13 protein-coding genes are annotated in these 20,843 nt (G+C 36.7%); 3 read left to right on the top strand and 10 right to left on the bottom strand.

The genetic code is table 11. From position 1 onward, the window contains the following. Positions 1-74: 74 nt before the first annotated feature. From DRF65_RS09580 to tsf, 4 genes are all read right to left on the bottom strand, one after another. Positions 75-3,470: a T9SS type B sorting domain-containing protein gene (locus DRF65_RS09580; RefSeq protein ID WP_165852199.1), complete on the bottom strand. Its 3,396-nt coding sequence runs from the start codon at positions 3,468-3,470 to the stop codon at positions 75-77. Between the two features lie 113 nt (positions 3,471-3,583). After that, the gene (locus DRF65_RS09575) at positions 3,584-6,409 is read right to left on the bottom strand and encodes a T9SS type B sorting domain-containing protein (protein WP_115970537.1); all 2,826 of its coding nucleotides are present in this window, start codon (positions 6,407-6,409) and stop codon (positions 3,584-3,586) included. A gap of 78 nt (positions 6,410-6,487) precedes the next feature. After that, positions 6,488-9,769, bottom strand: a complete 3,282-nt coding sequence (locus DRF65_RS09570; protein ID WP_165852198.1) for a gliding motility-associated C-terminal domain-containing protein — start codon at positions 9,767-9,769, stop codon at positions 6,488-6,490. A gap of 251 nt (positions 9,770-10,020) precedes the next feature. After that, positions 10,021-10,845: a translation elongation factor Ts gene (gene tsf, locus DRF65_RS09565; RefSeq protein ID WP_115970535.1), complete on the bottom strand. Its 825-nt coding sequence runs from the start codon at positions 10,843-10,845 to the stop codon at positions 10,021-10,023. A 143-nt stretch (positions 10,846-10,988) separates the two neighbouring features. On the opposite strand from tsf, the gene DRF65_RS09560 reads away from it, so the two are divergent. Beyond that, positions 10,989-11,753 (top strand): DUF6759 domain-containing protein, encoded by a 765-nt coding sequence (locus tag DRF65_RS09560; protein WP_115970534.1) that lies wholly within the window; start codon positions 10,989-10,991, stop codon positions 11,751-11,753. A 57-nt stretch (positions 11,754-11,810) separates the two neighbouring features. Here DRF65_RS09560 and DRF65_RS09555 read toward each other — a convergent pair whose 3' ends face one another. The 4 genes from DRF65_RS09555 to DRF65_RS09540 all read right to left on the bottom strand — a co-directional run bounded on the left by DRF65_RS09555 (position 11,811) and on the right by DRF65_RS09540 (position 16,467). Next, positions 11,811-12,767, bottom strand: coding sequence for an acetyl-CoA carboxylase carboxyltransferase subunit alpha (locus DRF65_RS09555; RefSeq protein ID WP_115970533.1), 957 nt, complete (start codon positions 12,765-12,767; stop codon positions 11,811-11,813). Between the two features lie 49 nt (positions 12,768-12,816). Continuing rightward, the gene (gene gltX / locus DRF65_RS09550) at positions 12,817-14,544 is read right to left on the bottom strand and encodes a glutamate--tRNA ligase (protein ID WP_115970532.1); all 1,728 of its coding nucleotides are present in this window, start codon (positions 14,542-14,544) and stop codon (positions 12,817-12,819) included. 193 nt (positions 14,545-14,737) lie between these two features. Next, the gene (locus tag DRF65_RS09545) at positions 14,738-15,568 is read right to left on the bottom strand and encodes a glycosyltransferase family 2 protein (protein ID WP_115970531.1); all 831 of its coding nucleotides are present in this window, start codon (positions 15,566-15,568) and stop codon (positions 14,738-14,740) included. Further along, a complete protein-coding gene (locus DRF65_RS09540; protein ID WP_115970530.1) occupies positions 15,565-16,467 on the bottom strand; it encodes a glycosyltransferase in 903 nt (300 codons plus the stop codon). Before DRF65_RS09540 ends, DRF65_RS09545 begins: the two co-directional genes overlap by 4 nt. Positions 16,468-16,507: 40 nt before the next feature. Between DRF65_RS09540 and DRF65_RS09535 the strand changes: the two genes are divergently transcribed. Both DRF65_RS09535 and DRF65_RS09530 read left to right on the top strand, forming a co-directional pair. Then, positions 16,508-17,635: a glycosyltransferase gene (locus tag DRF65_RS09535; protein ID WP_165852197.1), complete on the top strand. Its 1,128-nt coding sequence runs from the start codon at positions 16,508-16,510 to the stop codon at positions 17,633-17,635. Between the two features lie 5 nt (positions 17,636-17,640). After that, positions 17,641-18,726, top strand: coding sequence for a glycosyltransferase family 4 protein (locus tag DRF65_RS09530; protein ID WP_115970529.1), 1,086 nt, complete (start codon positions 17,641-17,643; stop codon positions 18,724-18,726). Here the strand turns inward: DRF65_RS09530 and rocD are convergent. Further along, positions 18,723-19,973: an ornithine--oxo-acid transaminase gene (gene rocD, locus DRF65_RS09525; RefSeq protein WP_115970528.1), complete on the bottom strand. Its 1,251-nt coding sequence runs from the start codon at positions 19,971-19,973 to the stop codon at positions 18,723-18,725. The two genes, DRF65_RS09530 and rocD, sit on opposite strands and share 4 nt — an antisense overlap. Positions 19,974-20,267: 294 nt before the next feature. After that, positions 20,268-20,819: a YdcF family protein gene (locus tag DRF65_RS09520; protein ID WP_115970527.1), complete on the bottom strand. Its 552-nt coding sequence runs from the start codon at positions 20,817-20,819 to the stop codon at positions 20,268-20,270. Between the last annotated feature and the right edge of the window lie 24 nt (positions 20,820-20,843).

Here is a 20,843-nt window from a genome sequence, read left to right as displayed (position 1 = left end):
GGCTGAATTGTGTCCTGATATACTTAAGATACAAAGGTTGAAGGAGTATTGTTTTCTTTCAACCTTTTATGATTTTATCGATGTTTTACGAGTAACCAGCTTGAGTATTTTATTGAAACTGTGGAACCAAATTCTGTCCAGCTGATGAAATACCAATAGGTAGCTGTAGGGACATATCTGCCTCCAACCCTTCCATCCCAGGTATACCGGTTTTCATGAGTACCTCTGAAGAGCTCTGCACCATACCGGTCAAAGATTCTGAATACAAGATTATCGTGAGACATCAGCGCAGAATAGTCTATGGACTCATTGCGCCCGTCTCCGTTAGGCGTAATGGTGTTGATCAGATTGATGATGGCAAATTCCTTTTTAGCTTCTCCACATGCTTTAGAGTCTCTTACCATAGCATAATGTGCACCTCTGGGTACATTATAGAAAATATTTGAAGTCTGCCAGATCACTCCGTCCAATGAATATTCGTAAGGTGGAGTACCACCACTAGCTCCAATCTTCACTGTTGTTCCTTCAATTTCAATAGACGTAATAATCGGAATCTGATATTCAGTAACGTTGACATTCTGTTTGTACACACATCCTTTAAAGGTAAGCTCTACCCAATAGCTGCCGGCAGATACATTGTTAATTGAAGGGCTGGTTGCTCCGGTGCTCCACAGGTATTTTTCGAATCCCGGACCTGCATCCAATGTAGTTGTTGTTTTTGGGCAGATAATCTGGTCTTTAAGAAGTTCTGAGTTTTTAGGAATTTTGATGGTTATTTTAATAGAAGCAACTTCCGGACATACTCCATTTTTTTCAAAACGGATATAAAATGTTTGAGATGCAGTAATATTTACAGTAGCTGCTAATGGAGATACATTGTTCTGGGCATCAGCTAAACTTGCATGAAAAGTAAAAGTAACATTCGGATCTAGTGTGAATTGTGGAATAAACTGAGCCAGGTTTACGCTCTTTACTCCATCCAGGTCGTCATCACATACGTTTTCTTCTATTGCCTGGCTTGCCAATTGTATTTTTGCTCCGATACTGAACTGTAAAGGCTTAATGACAGATGGGCACCCGTCAGGTGAATCTACTCTGATATAGATGGTGGTAGCTGCGGTATAGCTCCAGTTATTAGGCAGGGTATTTGTATTTCCTGCATTGGCGTCAATTAATTTTTCATAATATCTTACGGTGAAATAAGTAGGATTATTAAGGACTGTAGCAGTAACATTAGAAAGAATGATATTGACGGTTCCATCGAAATTATCATCACAGAATTCTCCTTTGTAATTATCTACTAATGTTATTTTGTTGTAAAAGAACAAAGTGATTTGGGCGATGCTTTTACATCCGAGTGTATTTTTAACTACAACATAGACGATTGTACCGTTTGTTGCCGAATAAGCATTAGGTACTGTGATTCTGGTAGCTGGGTTTTCCGCTTGGGCATCTGCCAGTGTTGGGTAATAAGTTATGGTAACGGGAGAATTTGTGGTTACACTGGCTGTTGTAAGGTTAAATGTTCCTTTTCCATTTATGTCACAGGCAAATAATACTGAATTGGTGACCGTAATTGCTTTAATATTAATGGTTACTGTTACCGTTTCACAATCCGGAAAGTCAGGATCATCTCCACAGAAAGTATAAGTGAATGTATCAGTTCCTGCTGTGCCGGGAGTATTGACAGTATAGGTAATTTTACCGGTAGCCGGATCTACGACTGCCGTGCCCAATGCAGGAGGCGTAGTCACTGCTACTGTAGCCGGTACAGGATTTTGTGAAGAGGTACTGAAGGTGGGAATTATCGTCTGTGTGGTACACACGTCGTAAGCTGTAGTGGTCAGTTTTGTACAGTTGGTAACTTTAAATTTTTCGGTAACCAAAGGAGCACAGCTTCCCATTGTTACAGAGCAAGTATAATACCCGGATTGTGTAGGATTGATGGAAGAACTGTTAGCCCCTGAAATTGCTATTCCGTTTCTGTACCACTGATAGGTATCATAAATAATAGGGTCTACCGTAAGTACAAGTCCTGGAATACAGTTTCCCCCGGATTTTAAAATAACAGGCTGTGTAGGAAAGCCTGCAAAGAAACCTCCGTACCCTACAGCATCACTTCCTGCCGTAATTCCTGCTGTAATGGCTTTACTTGAAACTACGGTGATTGTTCCGGTTACATCAGGAATTCCATAAGTAACCCAGTTAGTGGTACCGGTCATATTATAAGGCCCCGTTGATGCAGGCGGAGTTCCACCATTTACCGTAACCACAGCTCCTCTTTCTGTAACCAGGTTCAGCTTAGTGGGGATATTGAGAACCCCGGACGGGTTTACATTGGAGTGAACAAAATTTTCATCAATAAACCCCAGCTCATTGATCTGCTTGGGAAGATAACAATTTAAAGCCGGAATAAAATTAAATCCTCCGGTAGCCACTTCATTCGATGTTTTTGAATCTCCTGCTAAGATCTGGTAAACATAAGCATTTTTAGAGGTTTTAATGAATAAGTTATAATGGTTGCCTCCCTGAAGACTGTATTTAGTGTCGGGAATTACAAAATATTTTCCGGTATTCAGTGTGGTGATAGGTGTTAATTCATTATTTACATAGATTTGGGTATTGTCTTCCGTGGCAATAATCAAAGCTCCCTCCATATTGGCGCCAATACTTCCATTACCTTTTACGAGAGCAAATTCACTTCCGAGCCTGTCAACAGGTACAGCCTGGTCCATTAAAATGTCAGAGCTGGTAGGGTAGTTTCCGGCATATTGGCCATTGAAGTTTCCATTGGTAACATTGATTGGCCTGTTCGAAGTTATTTTAGCACCGATAAACCCATCGAAATTTCCTGTATTATTTCCGATTCCGTCAATAATATAAGACTGTCCTTTATTTAGAGTAATGTTTATAGTGGGGTTGGTAGCTCCCGTGGTCCCGTTTGAGAATTGTACAAGTGGACTGTAACCGGTAATGGTAACAGTGGTGTTATTTTCTGTTGCCAGAATACTGGTCATAAAGTTCAGAATATCATTATTTACGCTGATGGGAGCTGAAGCAGCAAAGAAACTTTTCCCGGTTGATGGGATTCCTTTAGAAGTGATGATTTCAGCGTGGTTAAATACTGAAAACCTTAAGTTTGCATAAAACGGAAATTCAGCTTTCAGGTATAATCCTTTTGTGGTAGGAGTAAAAAGATCTGTCTGTTGGGTGGTAATGATAAAGTTTCTTAAAACATCAAACTTCTGAGGATTGTTCTTGCTGATATCCACGGTTCCTATCAGAACGTTATTATTATAGATACTTACCGGAAATGATGTGGTGCGGTTGGTAGATAAATAGAGCTTCTGATAGGGAAAGGAAGCGCCTGACCGGTCTATCATAGGAGCAAACCAATGCTCTCTGTCTAATTGTGCAAAGGTAGAATTGAATATATAAAGTATAAATAAAAAAGATAGAATTTTCTTCATTCAGTGATGGTATTTATCACAAATTTAACAATAAAATGTATTAAAGTGTTGAAAATGAAATAAAAAAACCACGATTTTGAAATCGTGGTTTTGAAAGTTATAAAGGTGTATGGTTATTCTCTGTTTTTTACCATAATCCAACCTGTGTATTTAATTTCGGTTTTTTCTTTGTTTGATTCATTCCATGAAACATGATACCAGTATGTACCTGTTATCAGTTTCTTGTCGAAGTGTCTTCCGTCCCACTTGTAATTATTGAATTTATTTCCTGTAAATATCATATTTCCGTATCTGTCATACACTACAAAGTTAAGATTGTCTTTGTATGAAAGATCACTGTAATCGATATAGTCATTGATGTTATCTCCATTAGGAGTAATGGCATTCAATAAATTAGGAACTGTTACTTCTGCTGAGTTAGGAGTACAGTTGTAAGCATCTTTTACATAGAATTTATGCTGTCCTCTGCTTAACCCTGTGAAAGTATTTGAATCCTGCCAGTTCGTAGTTCCGTCAACAGCATATTTGTAAGGGGCTTTACCTCCTACCACAACTACTGTAGCTGTAGTATTGTTGATTTCAATTTGCTGGATAACTGGTTCAACTGCTTTTTTCACTCTTACTACCTGTGTAAGAAGGCATCCGTTTTTCTCAAGAATTACAGAATATTCACCTACACCTACACCTCTGATTCCTGAAGATGTTGCTCCGTTGTTCCATAAGTAAGAATCATATCCAGGTCCAGCATCCAGGTCAGTTGTAGCATCAATACAGATGTATTTATCTACAAGGACTGGAGATTTTTTGATTGGAAGAGGGATCAGTTCAATTTTTGCAGTTGCACTACATCCTTGTTCAGTAGTAATCTTCACATAAACAAAACCTCCTGTAGCAGGATAGTTGTTCGCTGGTTTTATTTCATTCAAACCTGAAGTAAGGTCTTTTAATGTACGGTAATATTTTTTTATTGCTAATCCATAGTCTGTAACGTTTGCTGTTGTCAGATCAAAATAAGCATAGGGTGCTACATCGTACCAACAAGCTTTAATAGAAGCATCTTTCACAATGAAAGGGATAACCGTAAGTTTTAAGGTAACTTCTTCACAATCCATAAAATCCGGGGAGTCTCCACAGAATGTATAAACGATTGTATCAGTTCCTTCATAATTAGGTTTCGGTGTATAGGTAATTGTACCATCTGGATTTATCACTGCCGTTCCGTTAGTAGGAGGGGTAAGGATTTTTAAAGTACTGAATACCGGAGTCTGAGTCGAAGATGAGAAGGCTGGAGTAATGATCTTAGTAGAACATGCTGGTTCTTCTTTAGTAGTCAGCTTCAGACAGTTCGTTACTTTATATGGAGCTGTTGTTATTGATTGGCATGCTCCCATTGTAACTTTTACAGAATAATAGCCAGGTTGTGTAGGAGAATACTTATAAGCATTTGCTCCGGAAATGGCTACATCATTAAGAAACCACTGATACGTATCATAAGTATCAGCCACATCTAAAACAATTCCAGGAACACAGTCACCTGTCTTAGAAATTCCAGGAACAGATGAGAACCCTGCAAAATATCCACCATATCCGGCAGAGCTGTATCCTCCGTTGATACCAGCTGTTACCGCTTTTGTAGAGGTAATGGTAAGGTTAGGAGGGAAGGTTCCCACTGAATAGGTTACCCACTGAGAATTTCCCGTTAAAGGATATGGTCCATCAGCTGCAGAAGGTGATACACCATTGACCAGTACAGTTGCTCCTACCTCAGTTAATATATTAAGTTTTAACTTAATATCACTAGTAGCAATGCCCGGCATTTCATTGATCTTACCAATTTCATCAATTTTTCGGGGTAAGAAACAGTTCAACGGTGGTATATAATTATAGCCGTTGGTTGCACCACTTGATCCAACTCCAACGAATTGATATAGGTATACATTCTTAGAGGTAGAAATGAACATATTAGAATGGGTTCCTCCAGGCTGAGCCACATAGTTGGTCTCGTTGATTCTATACCAGCCTCCTGCATTTCTGGTAGCAACAGGAGTGGTTGAGCCATTAAGATATATTTCAGTATTGTCTTCAGTGGCAATAATAAGACCTCCTTCCATATTTAGAGAAGGATCTGTAGATATGGTTTTCACCATAGCAAATGTATTCCCTAATCTTTCTACAGGGACAGACTGGTCAAGAACGGCATCAGAACCGCCACTTCCGCCGGTTGAAAAGTTACCATTACAGCTACCATTGGTAAGGGTCACTGGTTTGTTGGTAACAATCTTAGCACCAATGAAGCCTTCCTGATTAGCTTTTGTATTTCCTCTTCCTGCAAAAATAAAAGACTGCCCTTTGTTTAAAACAAACGAATGGTTTTTGCCAGGTGGAGTACCATTAACAAATTTTAAGTCGTTAGTAGTCCAGCTTACAGTAACGGTTGTATTGTCCTCAGTAGCCAGGATTCCTGCTGTAAAGCCATCTAGTGTAGAATCACCTGGGTTTCTTTGGTTAGGGCTGGTAGCTACATAAAATAGGTTACCGATTCCAGCTCTTCCCTTACTGGTAATAATTTCACCATGGGCATCCTGTGCTAATCGTAAACTGCAATAGAATGGTTTGTCCGCTTTTAAATAAAGCCCTTTTGAACCTACAACAAATGCATCGGTAGCTCCATTAGCTGTAATAAGAGATTCTTCGACATCAAATGTTTTAGGGTCTCCTTTGGCAATAGTAACGGTACCTATAAGGGTGTTTGCGCTGAATATTTTTACGTCAAAGGGAGTCGTAGAATCAGTGGATAGATATACCTTATTTTCATAGCTGTTAAACGTTGATGGCAACACACTATAATAAGGTGCAATCCAGTGCTCGGTATCCCTTTGCGCGAAGAGGGTATTAATTGTTAAAAAAGTTAATACCAGACTGAGTAGAAATCTTTTCATGTGTATGGAATTAGGATTTCTACAAAATTAAAATAAAAAATCAAATACTTTTAATAAAATGTAAATAAATGTTGAAAATTATTCCCGATTTTTAATTAAAATCCATCCTGAATGTGAAACTGGTAATTGAGTGTCTGGTTCAACCCATTTTATAACATACCAGTAAGTTCCCGTAGGAAGACTTCTGCCATTGGATTTTCCATCCCAGATATAATTTTTGTCAGAAGACTTATATACAGGATTTCCATATCGGTCTGATACCTCTATTGATACATTCTGTTTTATTCTTAATTCGGAATAGTTCAGGACATCATTGATTCCATCTCCATTGGGCGTGATGGTATTGATAAGATTAATAATCAGGAACTCTTTGGTTACATGTCGGCATCCGTCTGAGCCCAATACATACACTGTATGCATTCCTCTTGATAATCCTGTAAATACATTGGAATTCTGATAATCAAAACCATTTAATGAATATCGGTAAGGAGGCGTTCCACCGGTTACCTGTACAGTAGCTGTGGTACCGGAAACATCTATTCTTGAAATAACAGGTGACTGTGCGGTGGTTACCTTTACATATTGACGGTATACACAACCGTTAAACCCAAGATCTACATAATAGTTTCCTGCAGAAGCACTAATGGTTTGGCTGGTTGCTCCATTACTCCATAAATAGGACGAAAATCCTGGGCCTGCATCCAAAAGAATTTTTTCATTAGAACAGATCATCTGGTCATAGAGTGTAGTAGACTTTTTAGGAGTTTTTAAAACAAGTGTTAAGACACCTGTAGTAGGACATGCTGTACTGCTTTGGAATCTTACGTGATAAATACTTCCTGTAGAAGTAATAATCTGTGATGCTGAGACAGTATTAGTTCCCGCCTGCGCATCGGCAGCAGAGGCATAGAATGTTAAGGTCACATTAGGATCAACTGTAAATAACCCTTTGTAATCATTCAGGTTTACAGATTCAGAACCACTGATATCATTATCACAGACATCAGCTTTAGCATTATTTGTAATTAAAGAAACCTTATTTCCGATTGTGAAATTAATCTGTCCGAAGACTGCGGGACAGCTTCCGGTGTTACCTGTCGCTCTTACATATACCGTAGTATTCGCTGTATAAGTCCAGTTATCAGGAAGAGTATTACTGTTTCCTGCAGTGGCATCAGCTTGGTTAAGGTAATATTTTACTGTAAAGATGGCTGAGTTGGCAACAATCTGCGGAGTAACATTGTTAAAGTTGATCACTACACTTCCGTCAAGATCACTTCCACAGCTATTGGCATTGAAATTACTGGTATTAATAATGGGAACAGGGAATGTGTTTAAAGTAATGGTAGCTACTTTAGAGCATCCATAAGAGGTTACATTGGCATACACAACTCCTGCCGGACCTGTATAACTGAGCGGATTAGCAATAGGTCCTGTTAGATTAGCATTGGTGAAGTAAGTTATCGTAGCTCCCGGAGTTGGGCTTACACTGGCTGTTTTCAGATTGTATGTTCCATTTCCATTAGTGTCAGCACAGGAAAACATAACATCATTAGTAACCTGAAGTGTGTGAATATTCACTTCTATCTTAAAATATTCAAAAGCTGCAGGGTCTCCATTTCCCTGAATATAATAGGTGAAGGTATCTGTGAAATCTGTAGGTGTACCTGCATTAGGAGTATAAGTGATTTGTCCTGTGGTCGGATTGATGGTAACCGTTCCGTTGGCAGGCTGTGCCATAATGCTAGTCTTGGAAGGATCTACTGTCTGACTAGAGCTTGTAAATACAGGAATAATTACCTTAGGGTTACATGAACCAATATCATAGGTTGTTGTAGTAATAGGTGGGCATACTGTATAATTGTACTCTGCGGTAAGTCTGGTCTCACAGCTGTTCTTAGTAATCTTGCAGGTGTAGATTCCGGATCCGTATGTGTCCGGATTAATTGAAGGAGTTGTTGCCCCTGTGATTTCAGTGCCATTAAGGTACCATTTGTAGTTGTCATAGCCTGATTCTACCTCTAAAAGAACTCCATTATAACAGTCTCCGGTTTTCTTGATCACCGGAATTGAAGAGAATCCTGCAAAATATCCTCCGTATCCTACAGCTCCGTTTCCGGCAGCAATTCCAGCGGTTACAGGCTTGGTTGAGTTTACTGTAATATTCCCCGTCACTCCCAATATGGAATAAGTTTCCCAATCTGGATTTCCTGTTACGGAATAAGGACCGTTTCCTGCAGCAATCGGATTTCCGCTTACTGTTACAATGGCTCCTTTCTGTGTAATGATATTCAGTCTCGTGGTGAAAGAATCACTTCCGATTTTGTTGATAATTCCTATCTCGTCTATTTTTGTTGGCATGAAGCAGCTCACAGGAGGGATAAAATTCATTCCTCCGGAGGCAAATTCATTTCCACTTACTGCTCCTGATAACAACTGATATACATAAACGTTCTTGGTAGCAGAAATATTCATGTTATAATGACCATTTCCCTGATTGATATATTTATTACTGGGAACAAGATAGTACTTCCCTGTATTAAGGATCACAGGTGACCCGGTTCCGTTGAATGTAATCTGTGTATTGTCTTCTGTAGCAACAATTACTGCACTTTCCATTTGAGAAGTGACCCCTCCGTTACCTTTTACCATTACAAAGCTCTTCCCCAGTCTGTCTACCGGAACAGACTGATCCATCAATACATCATTATTGGTTACATTTACGTAAGCCCCGTTAAAATTTCCATTCGTAACTGTGATGGGTTTTGTAGATGTGATCTTAGCTCCAATCAGACCTGTTTTATTTATATTCTTTTGAGAACTTACTACATCAAGAATATAAGACTGGCCTTTATTGAGAGTAAAAGTTTTCGTTGGGGAAGTCGTTCCATTTGAAAAAAGAAGAGAAGGATCATAACCTGAAATTTCCACTACTGTATTGTTTTCGGTTGCGGTAACACCAATAGAAGAATTCATATAGGTGGCAGAGCCTGCAATAGGAGCCATGCCGGCATAGAAGGTAGTTCCCAAAGCTGCTGCTCCTTTGGAAGTAAGGATTTCAGCCTGATTTTGAAGTGAGAATCTGTAATTAGCAAAGAACTTCTTAGCTCCCTTCACATGAAGTCCCATAGAATTTGGGGTGAATAGCTGAGACTGAGAAGTGGCAATTAAAAAATTATTAGGTACTGATACCGATATAGGGTTGTTTTTGCTTACCTGTACTGTAGTGTAAAGCATATTATTATTGAAAACCTGTACGGAAAATGGAGTGGATTCGTCTGTAGACAGATACAAAAATCCTTGAAGTTGGCTAACATTAGCTTTCGCAGCCATTGGAGCAAACCAGTGTTCTGTATCCAATTGGGCATTCACTAATAGACAAAAAAAAGTGCAAAAAGCTAGTAGATATTTTTTCATGCGTTATTATAAGGGCCGCAAATTTAAGCATTAATAATCAAAATTTTATATAAAAAAATCTTTGAATTCCGGATTATTCCATAATTATTAAATATTTAAAATTTACTTCATTTTACGTTCATGTTTGTTGATTTTATTCCATAAAAAAATCCCGATGAAAAAATCATCGGGATTCACTATTTTAAAAAGTGGGATTATAAGCTTACTCTTACAAATCCTGTTACTTTTAGATCAGCGTTTACAGATTTTACATAATCAGCAACTGACATACTAGAATCTTTAATGAAATCCTGGTGTACCAAAGTGTTGTCTTTGTAGAATCTCTGCATTTTACCTTTCAAGATATTATCGATAATGTTTGCAGGCTTACCTTCTTCAGTAAGTTTGTGTCTTTCAATCTCTAATTCTTTGTCGATAGTTTCCTGAGAAACTTTAGTTTCGTCAAGAGCGATAGGGTTCATCGCAGCAGCTTGCATAGAAACAGATTTAGCAACTTCGTCAGCTCCGTCTACTTTTGCAGAAAGAGAAGTGATTGCAGCAATTTTGTTTCCAGCGTGGATATAAGCTCCTAGGAATGGTCCTTCGATTCTTTCGAATGTACCGATTTCGATTTTTTCACCGATAACACCTGTCTGCTCAATCAATTTATCAGCAACAGTCATTCCGTGGAAATCTGTAGCTAATAATTCTTCTTTAGTAGCAGCAAAGATTGCCATTTCAGCTAATTCATAAGCTAGCTCGATGAAAGCTTCGTTTTTACCAACGAAGTCAGTCTCACAATTTAAAGAGATAATAGCACCTAAAGTGTTATCTTCATTTACTCTTGCGATTACAGCACCTTCAGTAGATTCTCTGTCAGCTCTGTTAGCAGCTACTTTTTGTCCTTTTTTTCTAAGGATATCTACTGCTTTTTCGAAGTCTCCTTCAGCTTCAACTAGAGCTTTTTTGCAGTCCATCATACCTGCACCTGTTTGGTTTCTTAATTTAGCTACGTCTGCAGCAACTGGTGTATAAGACATAATATCTATTATTTTTTATTTAAGATTAGTATTAATTTTTAGCTTAATTTTAAAGCAGTGCAAAGATAATGATTTTAATGATAAACTAAAAAATGACTTTTCACGTTATTAATATATTTAATACTATTTTAAAGATTTGATTAATGAAAAAAATCTTCCTTCTCCTTTTTGTATGCATTTTTGCTCTTGGTTTTTCTCAAAAAAAGAAAAAGACAAAATCCAAAGCCGTAGTGGAAAAAGAAACTCTGATCATTTACACGGAGCAGGAAGCTGAAACTTCAAAAGAGACCAGGGTGATTGCTGGTTTCATCAAGCAAAATCCCGGGCATGCACGAACCGATTACTTTAAAAAAAGATTGATGGAAATTATCATGGCAGATAATTCTCCTGAAGCAAAACCTACTATAAAGCCAATCAGTAAAGAAAAGATTGAAAACATTGTTAAAAATAATGAACTGAACAGCGGTAAAGTAATTGCCGCTAATAAGGCATCTACTACAAATAATACGAAGAATACAGATAAAGTAAATAATGCTATCAATGCATTGAAAGAAGAAAGGTTGGCAACCTATGCTTCAGCAGGTTCTGTAAAAAGTGCAGGTTCTTCGGCTAAATCCGAACCTAGCGAAGCGAATAAGAAAACAGCAGCTATGCTTACCCATCTTTTTAATAATGATATTAATAAAAATGAAGCTTATATCAATATTAAAAACAGGTCAAGCTGTAATCTGATCGTGAAAATAAGTGGTAAAAAATATTATAATTTGAGTGTTCCTGCTAAAGGGGAAAACTTTATTCTGATTGATAAAGGAGAATACGTGCTGACCACGATGGTATGTGATGCAAAGTATTCTTCACTGAAGAAAATTACTCAGGATGTTGAGATCGCTCTCAATGTAGCTGATTAACGAAGAAGAAAACTAAAGTAAAAAGGTTAAGAAATATTTCTTAACCTTTTTTATTTTTTATCCTTTAAACTGACCCATCGCGATAAATTTATCCTGTCTCTGGGTTTCAAGCTCCTGTCCTGTAAATTTGGAAAAAGCTTTGATATTCTGTAAAATTGAATTTTTCAAGTTCAGATAAGTGGTCTCCTGATCGTAGTGAGCACCTCCAAGTGGTTCTTCAATAATTCCGTCAATGAATTTTTCTCTTAGAGCATCGTTTGGAGTAAGGTTTAATGCATTGGCAGCATCTTCTTTATGATCCCAGTTTCTCCATAGGATAGAAGAGCAGCTTTCCGGTGCAATTACAGTATACCAAGTGTTTTCCAACATATATACTTTGTTACCTACACCTATTCCTAATGCTCCACCGCTGGCTCCTTCCCCGATGATGTAAGTGAAGATCGGAGTTTTTAGCTGAACCATTTCAAAAATATTTCTTGCAATTGCTTCTCCTTGTCCTCTTTCTTCAGCTTCCAGTCCCGGGTAAGCTCCCGGTGTGTCCACTAAAGTCACTACAGGGATGTTGAATTTCTCAGCAAGCTTCATTAGTCTTAAAGCTTTTCTGTATCCTTCCGGATTGGGCATTCCAAATCTTCTGTGCTGTCTTTCCTTAGTCGTTCTTCCTTTTTGAGTCCCGATGATCATTACTCTCTGACCATCCAGGGTAATCAATCCTCCAATCATTGCCGGGTCATCAGCGAAATTTCTGTCTCCGTGAAGTTCTAAGAAACTGCCTTTGTCTGCCATTCCGTTAATATAGTCCAAAGTATAAGGACGATCCGGATGACGGGACAGTTGTACTCTTTGCCAAGGTGTAAGATTTGAATAGATTTCTTTTTTCTTTTCTAAAATCTTATCCTCAATCTGGCTGCATGCTAATTTTACATCAACACCACTTTCTTCTCCTACTAAAGAACATGTCTGGTATTGATCCATCAATTCTTTGATAGGAAGTTCGAAACTTAAATATTCCATTTCTTGAAGTAAATTAAATCTTTCAAATGTATGAAAAATTATGGTAATTTTATTTAAAATTATTTATAGCATTGCTTATTCTGGCGATACTTTCCTCTTTTCCAATGATTTCCAGAATATCCGGAACATCTGGCCCTTTCAGTTCTCCTACTAAAGCTAATCGCAATGGCATCATTACTTTACCCATTCCCAATCCTTTGTTTTCTGCGAAATCATGCATCATCTGCTTTAATGTTTCAGCAGCAAAGTCTGTAGACTCAAGGGTTGTCGATAATTCTCCTAAAATAGCAGATGTTTCATCATTCCATGCTTTTTTAGAAGCTTTTTCATCATAAGAAGTAGGGGCTTCAAAGAAGAATTTTCCGTTTTCATAGATGTCTTTCGGGAAAGTAGCTCTTTCTTTCATCAGAGGAATTACTTTCAATAATTTTTCGTCGGTAGCACCTGAAAGATCAAGATCTGAGCTTTTAAGCATCTGAAGAAGTTCCTCATCTGATCTCATCTGAATATACTGGTGGTTGAACCATTCTGATTTTTCTTTGCTGAATCTTGCGCCTGCCTTATGTACTTTATGAAGGTCAAATTCTTTAGCCATGTCATCCAAAGAAAGAATTTCCTTATCATCTGCCGGAGACCAGCCTAATAACGCAACCATATTGATGAACGCATCAGGAAGATATCCGTTTTCTCTGTATCCTTTAGAAACAGCACCTGTTGCAGGATCTTTGAAATCAAGTGGGAATACCGGGAATCCGAATTTATCACCATCTCTTTTGCTTAGTTTTCCTGAAAGTCCTTTCTTTAAAAATTGCTTTACAGCAGCAGTTAACGGATTGTCATTATCATTTTCACCCAGCATTGATTTGAATCTAGGGCTCTTTACTTCTGCAAAGAATGATTTGATGATCGGGGCAGATTCGTCAAAAGAAAACTGACTGTTCTTTGTTATAAATTCATCCGTAAAAGATTTTGTGATCCCGTCAATATTATCTTTACTGATTAATGCTGAAACATCAGGTTTTAGAATCAAAGAAAGGTGAGCAAATTGTGGAGCTTCCCACTCCATTGCTTCATATAATAAAGTGTGTAATCCTAAAGATGGTAGCCATTCTTCACCACGAATTACATGGGAGATTTCCATTTCGTGATCATCGATGATGTTGGCAAAATGGTAAGTTGGCATTCCGTCATTTTTTACCAGCACTTTATCATCTAATGTATTGGTGTTAACCGATGATTTTCCACGGATGATGTCTTCAAGATTCAATACTCTGTCTACAGGCATTTTGAATCTTACCACATATGGAGTTTTTGCATCCAATAATTTCTGAACTTCCTCTTCAGAAAGGGAAAGGTTGTTTTTTAAACGGTTTCTTGTTTTATTATCATAAGAAAAAACCTCTCCGTTTGCTTCAAATTCTGCACGTACAGCATCCAATTCTTCCGGAGTGTCAAAAGCCATATAAGCATAATCCGTTTTTAAGATCTGCTCTGTATATCTGTCATAGATGTCTCTTCTTTCAGATTGTCTGTAAGGGGCAAATTTTCCTCCTTTCTTAGGACTTTCATCAGGGATGATTCCACACCATTCTAAAGCTTCTTCAATGTATTCTTCAGCTCCTTCTACATATCTTGCGGTATCTGTATCTTCAATTCTCAATACAAATTCTCCCCCTTGATTTTTTGCAAAAAGGTAATCATATAATGCAGTTCTTACGCCTCCCAAATGTAAAGGTCCGGTAGGACTTGGAGCAAAACGTACTCTTACTTTCTCCATTTCAATTAAAATTTTTGCAAATTTACTTAAAATTATACGGTTGCGATACAATTATAACTGATTGTTGTTCTTTTGATCCCAAATTCTCCTTCACAGCTATTCTGGTTGAGGGATAAAAAAAGTACATTAAATTTCCTTAGGTAGATTACAGGAAACTTAATGTACTATTATGATATAATGTGCTTAAGCTAGTTTAGAAAATAGATCTTATAGCACGCTCCAGCTTATAAATAGTTTTATAAGTGAAGGTTTTTTTTACCTGTTTCATCGTCTGTCTGGTTTGAAATGCATTTTGTATATCAGCCAGAGACAGATCAGAGTCTAAAACCTGAGCATAAAGATCACGGTGTTTGTTGAAAATATATGCCTCCATTTGGTTTTGCTTTGCTTTACTTTCCTGTAAAGATTTTAACATGGAACTTTGTCTCTGTCTGTAAAAAAACTGTACAGAGTTCAATTGTACAACATCATCATCTTTCTTTAGAAGCTGAATCCAGAATTCCCAGTCCTCATATCCAAATTTCATATGAGTATCATAACCACTGGTCTTCAGGTAATCTTCTTTCCTGAAAATCCCGGAACAGAAGATATGATTGGCAAATAGTAAAGCTTCGTAATCATATTTCGGTAGATCCCAAGGCTCATTTTTAGCATCAAAAAATACGGCTTTACAGTAAACTAATCTGAGCTTTGGATTTTTTTCAAATTCTTTTTTGGCAAGCTCTATATACTGAGTTCCGATTTTATCATCACCATCCAAAGGAAGGATATATTTCCCTTTGGCCATTTTTATTCCATTATTTCTACTGGCGGCAAGCCCCTGATTTTCCTGATTAAGTTTGGTAAATCTTGGATCTTTAGCACAATAGTCATCTATTATAGCTTCAGAATGATCTGTAGAGCCATCATTTACGATGATACATTCCCAAGAATCTGAGGTTTGGGCAATAACAGAATCTAAAGTTTCAGCCAGATATTTTTCCTGATTGTAGCAGGGAACTACAATAGATACAATTTCATTCATAATTTTCCTGTTTTTCCGATTAACCCATGAACTATTCCTTTGAGAATATTTCTGGAAAATAATATATTTTCTTTAAAGTTTCCTTTAGATGAGAAGAATTTTTTACGGGCTACAATCAAACGTTCCCGGATTACAAAAAATAAACTTCCTGAATATTTTTTCGTTAACCAGATCCTGTTTCTGGTCATATAGTATTCATATACTTTTCCTCTGGAGCTGTCAGACTGATATGCTACAAGTTCCGTATCAACTGCAATTTTCCATCGGTTGCTCTTTTTGATTCTGTAACACCATTCAGATTCTTCATAATACATAAACAGATCTGCTTCCATGTATCCCATGTCATCCAGAACTTCCTTTTTAAACATCATAGCACTTCCATTGATATAGGCCATATCATAAGTCATTCCCTGAGATCCTGCATCTTTTACGTTTTTCAGGAAATTGATATGGTTTCCTTCAAATCCCTTTTTAGGAAATAGGAGCCCTCCGTCAGAAAAAATAAAATCAGGATTGTCATGGTACAGTAATCTTGGGCCAATTACGCCCAATGATGCGTCGGATTTTAATTTTAAATACAGCTGTTCGATAGTAGTGGCGTCGATATGAATATCAGGGTTAAGAATGAAAAAATATTTCTTTCCCGATTCAATAGCTTGCCTGATTGCCCAGTTATTGGCATATGCATACCCAAGATTGCTTCCCATCTGATGAAAGAAAAAATGATGAGCTTTGCAATAGGTTTCCAGCTCTTTTCCATCATTAGAGTTATTATCAAGAATAATAAAAGAATCATTGCTTATTTCTCCTTTATCGGTGAGCATTGACAGCTGTCTGATGATCTCTTTAGAGGAGTTATAATTTAATATTATTATAATTAATTCTTTTATATCTCTCATTAAATAGTCATATTTGTAGCCGCAAAAATAAATAAATATAATGAAAAAGAAAGTTCTTTATTTTATGCCTGATAATCCGATGTCTGGAAAGGCCGGAAATACTACCAGGCTTAATTATATGCTTTCTTATTTTAACGAAAACAAGGCGCTTGATGTTACTTTTGTTTCATTGAGAGACTGGGGAATGTGGAAAAAGGAAGAAGAAATCCTGTTTCATGAGAAATTCCCGAATATTCAGTTGCATCTTTTGGATAAGAAATATAAAAAGAGTTTTTTTAAGTATCTTTTTTTATATAAAATACCTTATTTATTTAAAATAAATTCGATAGATACAACAAGTTATATTCTTAGAAAAGAATTTTCGGAAATTATTAAAAAATCTGCTTTTGATGTTGTATTAATAAGCTATGCAACATGGGGAAGACTGGTTAACGAAGTTTCTGCCGGGACCTGTAAAATTATTGATACCCATGATTTTATTACTGCACAGAGCCGTCATAAACGTACTGTCGGAAAGCTATTTCAGGATGAGATATCCATTTTGAAACAGTATGATAATATCTGGACTTATTCGGTAGAGGAGGAGTATATATTTGATCAGTTTACCAATAAGAAGGTCACTTTGATGCCTGTTTCATTTCCTGAGAACTTTATTGAAAAAAAACAGGAGTTTAAATATGATATTATTTACGTTGCCAGTGATAATCCACACAATATAAATGGAATTCAATGGTTTTTAAAAGAAGTATTACCTTTGCTGAATAATGTTAAAATTCATATCATTGGTAAAATTGGTAAGGCAATTGCAGAAGATTATCCAAATGTAGTTAAATATGGTATGGTAGATGACTTACAGGAATTCTACAGCCATGCAAGAGTTGCCATTTGCCCAATGATGAGCGGAACAGGTGTGAAAATTAAAGTACTGGAAGCCTTATCTTATGGATTACCGGTAGTAACAAACAGAAGAGGAGTAGATGGGCTCATTAATAAAAAAAATAACGGATGCTTGGTAAGCCAGGACCCTGTAGAATTTTCAGAATCCATTCATCAGCTTATGAATGATGATGTTTTTTATGAAAAGGTAAAAAAACAGGCAATTTGTTATTTTAAAGAAAACCACAACTCAAAAATAGAAAAAGAAATTCTTGATTCTATTTTTTTATAAAATTTATGAAGAAAAAAATCTTAATTGACCTCGAACGTCTAAGATACCCCAATTCAGGAATAGCTAATGTGTTTAGAAACCTCGCAAAAGGATTACAAGAGGGGAATTCTAAGTTTGAAATATTTTTTTTCGGTAAGAAAGAACAGCTCGAAAAATTTGAGCCTATACCGAATTGTGTGCTCTGGAACAAAACACATCGTTTTTTTGAGCGTTTTAGTGGTGAGTTTGATCTGATTCATGTAAGCCATCAGCTTTCTTCTTATTTTCATAGAAATTACAAAGACACAATTAAAATCATTACCCTTCATGATCTGAATTTTTTGCATGAAAACCTTACCGATTTCAAAAAGAAAAAAATGCTTGGTAAAGTGAGAAGCAATGTAAAAAATGCAGATTATATTGTCTGTATCTCAGAACATGCCAAGCAGGATTTTATTCAGAATAAAAAGCTTTTTACTTTTACTAAACTTAAAGATATTGTTGTTATTCACAATGGAATTCAGCTTCCTGAGCAAAGGGAATATCAATTGGGAAAATACAGTTATTTAAAAAATAAAAAGTATATTTTAAATATCGGGGTTCTTTTTAATAAAAAAAATCAGTTGACTTTAGTTGAAATGCTACCTTATATAAAGGAGGATCTGGTGCTTATTGCATCAGATGAGAAGTCATCTTATGCCGCTGAAGTGAAACAGAGAATCAAAGAGTTACATTTAGAACAAAGAGTTTATTTTCTTAAAAATCTTTCGGAAGAGGAGAAGTATGCTGTCATTCAGCATTCGGAAGCAATGTGCCATCCTTCTATTGCAGAAGGTTTTGGGATACCTCCTATTGAAGCTATGGCTTTTGGTAAACCTGTTTTTCTTTCGAAATATACAAGCCTTCCGGAAATAGGCGGGGATGCGGCTTTTTATTTTGAAAGTTTTGAACCAAAATTAATGGCTCAGTTATTTCAGGACAAAATGAATCTTTATCGCAGTCATGAGGAAGAAATGAGCCAGGAAATAAAAAATTGGACAGAGCAATATAGTTATACCGCAATGTCCAATAATTATCTTAAATTTTATGAATCTGTTCTGAATAAGAACTAAGCTTTATATTCCAGAATAGTTTTTTCAATAATTTTTACACAATCCAATAATTGCTCTTCAGTAATTACCAATGGTGGTGCTAATCTGATGATGTTCCCGTGGGTTGGTTTAGCAAGCAATCCGTTTTCTTTTAATAATAAACAAAGATTCCATGCTGTAGAACTGTCTGGAGTATCGTTGATCAGGATAGCATTTAAAAGTCCTTTTCCTCTTACTTTGGTAATCAGATCTGTCTTTTCAATAAGTTTATCGATCTCAGCTCTGAAAAGCTGTCCAAGCTCTTCTGCTCTTTCAGATAATTTTTCATCAGCTACTACATCTAATGCTGCTACAGCTACCGCACAGGCAATTGGATTTCCACCGAATGTAGAACCATGTTGCCCTGGCTTAATTACATTCATAATCTCATCATTAGCTAATACTGCAGATACAGGATACATTCCTCCTGAAAGTGCTTTTCCAAGGATTAAGATATCCGGCTGTACATTTTCATGATGACAGGCGATCAGTTTTCCTGTTCTTGCAATCCCTGTCTGTACTTCATCGGCAATGAAAAGTACATTATGTTTTTTACACAGCTCAGAAGCATTTTTAAGGAAGTTTTCATCCGGAACATATACTCCGGCTTCTCCCTGGATAGGTTCTACAAGAAATGCTGCAATATTTCCAGCTTCTCTGCTTAATACTTCTTCCAATGCTGTAATATCATTGTAAGGAATCTTGATAAATCCTGGGGTAAAAGGACCATAGTTTTGGTTGGCATCCGGATCATTAGAGAAAGAAACGATAGTGGTTGTTCTTCCGTGGAAGTTATTTTCACAAACTACGATCTTTGCTGCATTTTCTGAAATTCCTTTTACTTCATAGCTCCATTTTCTGGCTAATTTTACAGCTGTCTCTACTGCTTCAGCTCCGGAGTTCATAGGTAATACTTTATCAAACCCAAAAAGAGTTGTGATTTTTTGTTCGTACTCTCCTAATTTAGAGTTGTAGAATGCTCTTGAAGTTAAAGCTAATTTCTGGGCCTGCTCTACCAAAGCTCCTACGATTTTCGGGTGCGAGTGCCCTTGGTTTACAGCAGAATATGCTGAAAGAAAATCATAATACCTTTTGCCCTCTACATCCCACACGAAAACACCTTCTCCACGATCCAGAACTACTGGTAGAGGGTGATAATTGTGCGCTCCATGTTTGTCTTCAAGGTCAATAAAATACTGTGAGTTTTTTGTTTGTTCTGCTGTTGACATATTGTTGGTTTTTTACAAATTTACATAATATTAATGAGATCAATAAACAAATACCCTATGCAGTAAAAGATCAGAACTGAAGTAAATTTTGAGGCGGAATAAAGCTGTATCAGAGAATATTTTCTTTGCTGATCGTCCGTAGTAGGTATTATATCTTTACGAGAACAGTTTTTTTCAGATTAATTTTTATTAATCTGGAAATGAGTTGGGAGTCAGGAAATTATTTTAAACAGAGATCAAATCCATCAGGTTTTTTTGATTTCCAGGCCAGGTTCAGATACATTCTTATTATTTTTATAAATAGTAAGCAAAGAACTCTCTGAAAACTGAATAGAAGTCTCTTATTTCAAAATAGAGCGGACTTGAACTTTCAATATTTTTAAAATGATGTTCCCTGAATAATTTTTTGATTCTGGTCTGATGATAAAATTGTGATACAGAAATAATACGGCTATACTTTAAGCTATCAGCAATTTTTATAATATTGATAACAGTCTTCTCTGTGTTATCCCCAAAGTTATCCACAAGTATCTTATTGGCAGGGATTTTATTTCTTATCAGATATTTTTTCATCTCCGTACCTTCCCAATAGCCTTCTTTTCCAAGGCCTCCACTAACCAGGATTTCTTTGATTTGTTTTTTCTGATAGAGCTCAATACTTTTGTCTAATCTTGCTTTCAATCTTGAAGAAAGGCTTCCATCTTCATTTACCTTATTTCCGAAGACCACAGCAATATCGGCTTTCTGATTAGGGTTTGTAAGGCCATCATAAGTGATATATAGGGAATGAATAACAAACCAGGAGAAGGCAGTTAAGAGGGTGAATTTAATAATATTTTTAAGCATACTGTAGAGGTACAAATAATTAAA

The organism is Chryseobacterium pennae (assembly GCF_003385515.1).
Classification (GTDB): Bacteria; Bacteroidota; Bacteroidia; order Flavobacteriales; family Weeksellaceae; genus Chryseobacterium; species Chryseobacterium pennae.
This window is presented reverse-complemented; position numbering and strand designations above follow the sequence as displayed.

Coding starts and splice junctions, on each gene's coding strand:
- DRF65_RS09540 (WP_115970530.1), bottom strand. CDS start 16,467: ATGAGAGATATAAAAGAATTAATTATAATAATATTAAATTATAACTCC.
- DRF65_RS09580 (WP_165852199.1), bottom strand. CDS start 3,470: ATGAAGAAAATTCTATCTTTTTTATTTATACTTTATATATTCAATTCT.
- DRF65_RS09535 (WP_165852197.1), top strand. CDS start 16,508: ATGAAAAAGAAAGTTCTTTATTTTATGCCTGATAATCCGATGTCTGGA.
- rocD (WP_115970528.1), bottom strand. CDS start 19,973: ATGTCAACAGCAGAACAAACAAAAAACTCACAGTATTTTATTGACCTT.
- DRF65_RS09545 (WP_115970531.1), bottom strand. CDS start 15,568: ATGAATGAAATTGTATCTATTGTAGTTCCCTGCTACAATCAGGAAAAA.
- gltX (WP_115970532.1), bottom strand. CDS start 14,544: ATGGAGAAAGTAAGAGTACGTTTTGCTCCAAGTCCTACCGGACCTTTA.
- DRF65_RS09575 (WP_115970537.1), bottom strand. CDS start 6,409: ATGAAAAGATTTCTACTCAGTCTGGTATTAACTTTTTTAACAATTAAT.
- DRF65_RS09520 (WP_115970527.1), bottom strand. CDS start 20,819: ATGCTTAAAAATATTATTAAATTCACCCTCTTAACTGCCTTCTCCTGG.
- DRF65_RS09560 (WP_115970534.1), top strand. CDS start 10,989: ATGAAAAAAATCTTCCTTCTCCTTTTTGTATGCATTTTTGCTCTTGGT.
- DRF65_RS09555 (WP_115970533.1), bottom strand. CDS start 12,767: ATGGAATATTTAAGTTTCGAACTTCCTATCAAAGAATTGATGGATCAA.
- DRF65_RS09530 (WP_115970529.1), top strand. CDS start 17,641: ATGAAGAAAAAAATCTTAATTGACCTCGAACGTCTAAGATACCCCAAT.
- tsf (WP_115970535.1), bottom strand. CDS start 10,845: ATGTCTTATACACCAGTTGCTGCAGACGTAGCTAAATTAAGAAACCAA.